A 7,820-nucleotide genomic window follows, 5' to 3' on the forward strand; every position below is an offset into this window, starting at 1 on the left:
TCGAACAACGAGCGCGGCGCCGCGAATCCCCTGTCGCACCTCCGAAATTGCCTCGTTGGACTGCCATCGTCAGTTCGAGCGTCAAGGTGTCGCCGTGACTCACGTTGCGCAGACCTTCCTTAGCAGTCGGTGAAGCTGCCTCTTTCTCGTGGGGGACGATCCATTGCATGGCTGTTTATTCGGATTCACTAAGTTCTAGACCACTGTCGTGGGCAATGGCCAGGGGGAGTTCTTCGCCTTCGTCGGCGGCAATGGTGCTCGCCGGTGTGGCGTTCTCAGTGACGCTGACGACCAAGTCAAGAAGCAGCTGTTGGCGTGCGTTCATGAACCCAATGAAGTCATCGGCATAAAGCTCATTCACTGGGATGCAGTGCGTTTGAAGATACGTGGCAAGGGTTCCCTTGGCGATGGGCGGCTCCACAATCTGCCCCTTGGGGCCAAGCCTACCCGCTTCCAGCTTGCTCAGATAGATCGAAGGAGCCACGCCGCCAATGATGCGGTTGGTGCGGTAGCCGAGCGGCGTCTTGTTGATAACGGAGTCGTAAATGCTTGGAGGAATTTTTGGGCTTTGCTTGCCGCACCAATCTTGGGGAAAGATGTGGTGGATATCGACGTCGTCGTCGAAGAACACCGCTTGGTCAAAGGCTTGGCCACTTCTGAAATCAATGGCCCCTTGCCGCAGCAACAGTGCTTGCAAGCCTTTGTAGGCGGCGGAAAGGCGGGAGCGCATGGTGAGCAGGCGGTCGGAGCGCAAGACCCCGTCGAGCACAGTTGATGGAGTTAAGGCCCCATCCAGCCAAGCCGGGACCTCAACAATGTCTTTGGCGAAGCGACTTTCGACGGCTGAGCCGTATAGCTCGCCAAACACACCGCACCAGTACCAGCGAGCGATTTTTTCGTTGTTGGCGGTGTGATCAGCCTTATCTGCAATCTCAGCAAAGATGGCTGCAAGCGGCACAAGCTGCGTTTGGTAGGGAATGTCTTTGATGCGGTGAATCTGCTGCTGACGCAAAAACCTGGCGGCGCGCTCAAACCCAAGGTGCACTGCTTTCCGATGCTTTTTGTAGGCTGCCAGCGGCAGGTCCAGCAACGACTGCCGGGTGGCACGAACCGCTGGCCAGTCGTTCTCCTTCTTGCTGGGGTCCGCGATGGCCGCTAGGCGTACTTCCTTGGTATGAAGCAACGCAATAGCTTGCAGGAAGTCGGTGGCGGCGACATTGGCCAGCACGCCGTGCACTTGGCCGGCAGCTCGACCGTAGGCGGCGAGCCGCTTCTGTGTGCCGAGCTTGCAGTCAGGATCATCGGACTTCTCATCACCCAGCCAGTCGTCGCGAAGCTTGTGGCCTTGGGCTGCGTACATGGCAGTCAGCAGTTCGAAAGCGTCAAGTGCTTTGCCGCCGGTGTTGACCTTCTCGAATACGAGGCAAACGGCTTCGTGGGAGGTGTCTGCGCCGAGGGCAATGACGGGGACTTGGTATTCAGTGAAGTTCTTGAGTACCTCGTTCTGGAATCGGAAAAAGAGGCCAATCTTGTCCTCGCCCTTCGCGTTCCAGAATTTCCAGAACCCTTGCATCCACTCGTCCGTACTGAACACCCGGTTCAGCGGAAACATCAGGTGTTCAAACTCCAAGGCCGGTGTGGAGAGGTCGAGCACGACATCCTTGTCGAAATTCTCTTTCAGCTTTCGATCTTCCGGTACTGCGAATATCGCAGACTCGCGGTCCGCCTCGTTGTTCAGTGCCTTTGTCATGTCGATGTAAAACCACCGCTTGACCAGCCTTTTCTTGGCTGTGATGGTCGCTACAACTTGGCGGCGCATGCAGCTTTGATACAGCGACGTCATGCGCTGCTGTCCATCGAGCAGCAGTTGTTCGGGCTTGGTCTGAGCCGAAACCGGAGCGCCCTCAATGGGGCGATAGGCGAAAACCACGCCCGTGTCGATCTTCGATTTAAGCGACATCAGCGCGCCCATCGGGAAGCCGCGGGAAACAGACGCTATCAAGCTCATGATTCGTTCTTCTTCCCAGACCCAGCTGCGTTGGAAATCCGGAAGCTGCAGCTTGCCTTCTTCGCAGGTATTGAGCAGGGTCTGGAGCAACACCGGATTGGTGTCGAACGTCGTCTTTGCCATATGTCGGCTTCTCCCTAGATGTTGTACTTTGTGAAGCCTCATCCGCGTCATCTTCAAGAATTGACGGGGCGGTTCACTTTCCAACCAATTATGTCCGGACCCAAGCGCCGCGGGATCGGTGTGATCGATGCGTGGGCAAAGCATCGACAGTCTCCCTTGCGAACCGGCCAGCACCGACCGGTTCGGGACCGGCGCGTTTACGGCAGCGTAGCGAGCCGCGCGGCGCCCCCGACTGGCAGGGCGACCAAGGCCCCGAAATGCCTCAGACCTGCCGTTCACGAACTGCACGTAATGGCCGAAACGGGAAGTCGGCCGCAGCGCCGCCAAGCAGACTCTCGGGAACGCCAGCCGCTCACGCGCCGTCAGCTTCCGGCGGGGGTGGGGAAAGTACGCGGCCGGCCACGAACGGTCTCTCACCCAAGCTCTCAACCTCCTCGGGTGCAGTTTCAAATTCGATTGGTGCGTATCGGGCCGACTAGTAGGCCTCCTGCTGCCGAGCAGGGACAAAGTCCCGAACAGAGCGGGCATTGCTTCTGCCAGTCTCACGCCGCTGATCTCGGAGGCGTCGAGCTTTAGAAAGACGCCGCGCTCGCGCCGGGGCAGCTAGCCATTGGGATCCGGGCTCGCCGTTTTCCCGAGAGGATCGTCTGCAGGGCAGAGTACGCCGAGCAGGTCGGACGTGGTGCGCAAGATCAGCTGGGCTCCGGTGGCCACAAGCTCGGACTCAGCGCCAAATCCGCAAAGCACGCCTACAGTCTGCGCGCCTGCGGCGACTCCAGTCCGCATATCGATGGTCGTGTCGCCGATCATCAGGCACTGGTGCGGCTCGACCTTCATCGCGGCAGCGCCGAAGCGCAGCGGTTCGGGGTGCGGCTTCATCCTAAGGGTCGTCTGCGCGCCGATGACCGCCACGAAGTGCTCGCGCACGCCGTAGTGGCGCAGGAAGCGTTCGACCCGCTGCGCCGAGCCGGTCGAGATGGCGCACATCGGAAAGTGCGCGGCCAAGGCAACGATCATCTCCTTAACGCCGGCCACCATCTCGTGCGGCAGCTCGTCAGCCGCCGCGAGGTTGCGTGTTCGTTCGAGGTCGGCGCCCCGACGGCGAATCGCGGCGAGGCGGTCGCGCAGCGCGAATACCAGAACGTCAAGGCCGAGCTCGTCGAGCTTGGCATAGGCCCCGTGCACGGGCGTCTCGGCCGCCATGACGGCCTGACGGGCGAGCCGTTCCGCGCGCCGTCCGCTCACCAGGGGGATGGCGTCGAGCATCGCCGCGAGACGAGCGACAAGATGGTCGTCGGTGTCCGAGAGGGTGCCGTCCACGTCGAAGCAGAGGGCGCGGATGCGCGAGCGATCGAGCGCCATGGGTGCACGCTATCACGCGCCAGCAGACGCGTGCTCGGCGCGTGGAAGACGAACACGCCGGCCTTCTCGAGCCGATCATCGGCTCGCGGCCGCGCAACAGAGGGATGAAGGGGCCGTTCACGGCCCTGCGCGGTCCCGGCGCGAAGTCCCTCGGCGGCAGCGCGCCGCGCTTCGGTCACGACTCGGGTGTCGGAATCGCCGCCCTCCGTTTTCGCAACGATCACCCCAGCTAACCGCCATAGCTAGTACATGGGGAGGGTTGTTGTCGCTCGCATGCCGCGGAGCCGTGTACCAAAGCCATGCATCAGCTAAGCGCAGGCGCGGCGGCGCGATTGATGGATCTGTGTTGGCGTGGCACAGAAACGGTTCGGCACGTTGAGGCGGTTGCAAAAAGATGCACAAACCTCAATGTGTCCCACGGCGTCCCAGCGGGTCTCCGTAACGCTCAAGGAGTCTCGTGGCGGCTGCGTTGGCTGACGGATGCCGACGACTTGTCGTTGACTAGCGGCGCGCTCATCTGATGTAGTTGGATCTTGCAACCACTGGAGCACGCATGGGCAAGACCGATCAGTCCGATCTGCTTACGACAGAAGATCTGGAAGAGGCGTTCAGGAGCAAATACCCGAGCGCGACCGACCAGCAAATCGCAGCTCTCATGGCTGCGTTTCTCGAAGAGGTACCTGGCCAAGCCGTCCTCGACGACGGCGGATTCACCGGTGCCGACGCCATTGGGGAGGGCTGGCCCGACGCACTTGCTGCGTGGATACGCGAGTTGAAAGAATTTGCCGGCGACGCCTACCCGCCGCGATAGAGGTGCATGCGCACCACGTCGCGGAAGAGGTGTCGCGGCCTACCGCGTTGGGTGCGCGCGAGTGCCGACATTGGGTGGCTCGTCAGGTCGGCCAATCTAGTCGTGTAACGGCAAACGCACAACGTACTGCATGTGGCCAACGGCTGCCCCGTAGCCGCATCCGGACAAGCGTCCCCGTAGCCGAGCTCAGTTGCCGATAGAAAGCTTCAGCACGATCCCAATCAGCATCAATCCGGCAACCACCTTGCCCCAGCGCCAAGCCGTGAACCGGTATCGGTGGTTGAGCCAGAGGGCCTGATGAAGTCGCTTCAGGCCAAACATTACCGAAAGCGCCACCACCACAGATCCAATCAAACCTGCCGACTCCGCCTGCAAGGCAAGCAGTGACCATAGTGTCGGCCAAGCCACGGCATCGGCGGCGGCGAGCCAGACGCGACCAGGCCAATATGCCTTGTCGGGCAGCGGTTCTCTGGCAACTATCAGCCACATGACACACAAGGCTCGGTGAGCAGAACTAGGTGATTACTGTAGCAATATCTGACTTGGATTCCAAGCGCAAGAGATAAGCGTAAGCCCCGCCAGCCGGGATGACCGATGGATTCCTGTTGAAAGCCATCGGGGGCAAGCGCCGCCTGAGCCTTAGACTGGTATTGCCGCGGCGGTACGATCGGCCGCCGCCCTCGACGCACAATCCAAGTCGCGCAGGCGTTCAATCAACGTTCGCACGTCGGGCCGAACGTTTAAAAGCCATCATGCCATCACGGGATAAGCGTCGCTGTCAAATACCGTATATGCGCGCATCCAACCGTGAATAGCGTCCGAGACCGACGCAAGGAGTCGGGTCGGCCGGGACGTAGCGAGGTGAGCATGACGGACACGACTTCGGACGCTGGAAGCTACCTCGACTTCGGCTGCCCTCGTTGCGGACACGCAGCGCGGGACGAGTACGAGACGCTCGACCCAATGTCGCCGACGAACTGGCGTTGCGACCGCTGCGCCCGGATGTTCAACGTGCTGCTTTTCGAATGCGCAACTTGCGCAACTGAGACGGTCTTTGTGGCAATGATTGCCGCCGAACAGCCGCCGCCAGTAGATCTGCTTTGCCCCAGTTGTCATCGAGGCGTCCTCGATCATGAAGAAGTTGCCGACAGCTTCTGAGGATGTGCCTGACATGCCGGTCGTCGTGCAAAGCGACGATGGCTCGATCCGCATTTGGCTGCGCATGACGCAATTCGGACTCTGGGTAAGGCGCGAGCGTCGTCGAGCCGACGCACATGCGCGCTTAGTTCAGTCGGTCGTCTTTCGAGACCCGGAAGGGTTCGAGCGCTGGTGTGATAGCGACTCGATACGGTTTGAGTATCCAGTTGTCTCTTCGGCAGTGAAGCGCGAAGGCGGCGCCCTTCTCGACGATCATGAGCGAACGACAGGCGCTCAGCGAAGCCGTTAACAACCCTGACCTGCTGCCGAGGTTCGCGAACATTGCATCGCGAATTCCGGCGGCGGCTGATGGCGCGGAGGTGGGCGAGCTGCTGGCGGAAGCTGTCGTCCTGCTCGGCGCGGATGCTGGAGCGTTTGCGAGCTTCATGAAGGATGATGAGCATGACTCGTCGTACCGCTTCATCCTCGCTTGTGACCCTGCCTGGTGCCTCGAATACGAGAACGGCGCGTGCTTCATGCACGACCCTTGGATTTCGTACGCGAGGCACTATTCCGAGCCCACGCTCGCCAGCCGAATCGTCGCAAGAACCGAACGGGAGCGGCAGGTTGTCGCGATGGCGCGACGCTACGGCTTCCAGTCCACCCTGATCGTTCCGGCCCATTCGCCACAAGGGCTGACACGCCTCGGGGGACTGTGCATCGGATCGTCGCAGCCGGCCTACTTCGACGGCGACGGACTGGCCGCCGTGGCGTTCGCCGCCACACCACTCGCGATGCGCTTGCACGAGTGGCAGGTCGCGCAACTGCGTCGGGAATTGCTCGACCGTGCGCAACTCTCGGAAACCGACATACTCCTGCTTCGCCATGCCCGAGCCGGCCAGCGGTCCAAGCAAAGCGCCGCTGTCTTGAAAGTCAATCCAGTTTCCATCGACTCACACTGGCAGCGGCTCAACGCTCGCCTCGGTGTGAACTCGCGCATCTCTGCCGCCAACATGGCCGCCGAATACGGCGTGATTTGAAGTGGGTCTTCGACAAGGGAGCCTCTGGGCACAAAGCGTGGCCGCGTCCGGCTATCTGTCGGTGCTGGTTGCGCCGCTTCTGTTCGGAGTATCGTGCTGGCTGAACCTACCTTACCTCGTGCTCGGGACGGTATTTCTCGTGTTCCCGCTGCTTCGGATGGTATTCGGGGCCGTGCCGCCGGGACAGGCGCCAGCATGGGATGAACGGGTCACTGCGGCCCTCGACAAGCTCAGCTTCGGATACGCAGCGGTGCTGGCCACCGCCGTGGCGAGCCTGCTGGTTCAGCTGAACGGCCGCGCGTCCAACTCGGTAGACACTGTCGGCTGGATCTTCAGCCTGTGGGCAACGATGCTCTTTGCCACCTGCGTCGCGCACGACCTGCTGCACCGGCGCAGCAAGGCCGCTCGCATGCTCGGCCACGTACTGGCTGGCTTTTCGGGTTACCCGCTCCTTGGCTATGAGCACAACCGGCATCACAATCTCCCAGGCAACACCGCTGCCGCGGAGTGGCCCCTCCAAGATGAATCGGTGTGGCGGTTCGGCCTGAGGCGAATGCTTGTCATTGCAGACGAGACGTTGGGCCGCAGGGGGATACTACTGTCCGGCGACTCAAGATCAGCCGCTGTTCGGGGGATGCGACTTTCAACGCTCACGACCTCTACGGCGCTGGGCACCTTCGGATTGGCCGCTGGCTGGCGTGGTGTGATCATCTACGCCGCGTCATGCGTCCTCGTAGTCTTCTCTGTTCAAGTGGTCACCTACGTGCAGCACTGGGCACTCGGCGATGACAGCTGCACCGATGCCAAGGCGCGGGGGTATGGCTGGGAAAGCGATTGCCGCTTCGAGGCCTGGGTCACGATGGGGCTTAGCCTGCACTACACGCATCACCAGCAAGGGCCTCTACCGTACTACCGAATCAACTTAGCTTCGGACTCGCCCCGGCTACCTATGGGATACGTTGTGCTGATGTTCGTGTCGTTCGTTCCGTCGCTTTGGCGGAGGGTGATGACACCTGCCCTGAACTATTGGAGGTCTCATCCCTCGTCACCGTTGCCCGGGAGCAGAAGTATCAGCTGCGTGGGCCTGTACAGATGATGGCCGTCCGGGGCGGCACTCGCTTACGGTTGGCCGTCATGCTCGGAGCCGCTGGTTCAAAACCTGATCACATCCTGCTCCTCGTGGGCCACTTCAAGTTATCCGAGGGACGCGACAGCGCTAGGGAAGGTCTGCGCAACGTGAGTCACGGCGACACCTTGACGCTCGAACTGACGATGGCAGTCCAACGAGGCAATTTCGGAGGTGCGACAGGGGATTCGCGGCGCCGCGCTCGTTGTTCGA

General features: G+C 61.3%; 9 protein-coding genes. 6 read left to right on the top strand and 3 right to left on the bottom strand.

The annotated features are described in order from the left end of the window. Positions 1-175: 175 nt before the first annotated feature. Together HQN59_RS25560 and HQN59_RS25565 are read right to left on the bottom strand one after the other, a co-directional pair. A complete protein-coding gene (locus HQN59_RS25560; RefSeq protein ID WP_176071958.1) occupies positions 176-2,131 on the bottom strand; it encodes a DUF262 domain-containing protein in 1,956 nt (651 codons plus the stop codon). A 603-nt stretch (positions 2,132-2,734) separates the two neighbouring features. Further along, positions 2,735-3,493 carry an HAD family hydrolase gene (locus HQN59_RS25565; RefSeq protein ID WP_176071959.1) on the bottom strand — a complete coding sequence of 253 codons (759 nt, stop codon included), beginning with the start codon at positions 3,491-3,493 and terminating at the stop codon, positions 2,735-2,737. Between the two features lie 41 nt (positions 3,494-3,534). Here HQN59_RS25565 and HQN59_RS25570 point away from each other — a divergent pair, with 41 nt between their 5' ends. Both HQN59_RS25570 and HQN59_RS25575 read left to right on the top strand, forming a co-directional pair. Then, complete coding sequence (locus tag HQN59_RS25570; protein ID WP_176071960.1) at positions 3,535-3,726, top strand: hypothetical protein; 192 nt, start codon at positions 3,535-3,537, stop codon at positions 3,724-3,726. Positions 3,727-4,046: 320 nt separating this feature from the next. Continuing rightward, on the top strand, positions 4,047-4,304 hold the full coding sequence (locus tag HQN59_RS25575) for a hypothetical protein (protein WP_176071961.1): 258 nt from the start codon (positions 4,047-4,049) through the stop codon (positions 4,302-4,304). 186 nt (positions 4,305-4,490) lie between these two features. Here HQN59_RS25575 and HQN59_RS25580 read toward each other — a convergent pair whose 3' ends face one another. After that, complete coding sequence (locus tag HQN59_RS25580; RefSeq protein WP_176071962.1) at positions 4,491-4,793, bottom strand: hypothetical protein; 303 nt, start codon at positions 4,791-4,793, stop codon at positions 4,491-4,493. Between the two features lie 378 nt (positions 4,794-5,171). Here HQN59_RS25580 and HQN59_RS25585 point away from each other — a divergent pair, with 378 nt between their 5' ends. Genes HQN59_RS25585 through HQN59_RS25600 form a run of 4 tightly spaced genes read left to right on the top strand, consistent with a single transcriptional unit; the run spans position 5,172 to position 7,577 of the window. Next, complete coding sequence (locus HQN59_RS25585) at positions 5,172-5,462, top strand: hypothetical protein (protein WP_176071963.1); 291 nt, start codon at positions 5,172-5,174, stop codon at positions 5,460-5,462. Then, positions 5,437-5,751 carry a hypothetical protein gene (locus HQN59_RS25590; protein WP_176071964.1) on the top strand — a complete coding sequence of 105 codons (315 nt, stop codon included), beginning with the start codon at positions 5,437-5,439 and terminating at the stop codon, positions 5,749-5,751. The genes HQN59_RS25585 and HQN59_RS25590 overlap by 26 nt, the downstream gene beginning before the upstream one ends. Further along, positions 5,717-6,481, top strand: a complete 765-nt coding sequence (locus HQN59_RS25595) for an autoinducer binding domain-containing protein (RefSeq protein WP_176071965.1) — start codon at positions 5,717-5,719, stop codon at positions 6,479-6,481. The genes HQN59_RS25590 and HQN59_RS25595 overlap by 35 nt, the downstream gene beginning before the upstream one ends. 37 nt (positions 6,482-6,518) lie before the next feature. Further along, positions 6,519-7,577: a fatty acid desaturase gene (locus HQN59_RS25600; protein WP_176071966.1), complete on the top strand. Its 1,059-nt coding sequence runs from the start codon at positions 6,519-6,521 to the stop codon at positions 7,575-7,577. Positions 7,578-7,820 lie beyond the last annotated feature (243 nt).

This window comes from Rhizobacter koreensis (assembly GCF_013366375.1).
Lineage (GTDB): Bacteria > Pseudomonadota > Gammaproteobacteria > Burkholderiales > Burkholderiaceae_C > Schlegelella_A > Schlegelella_A koreensis.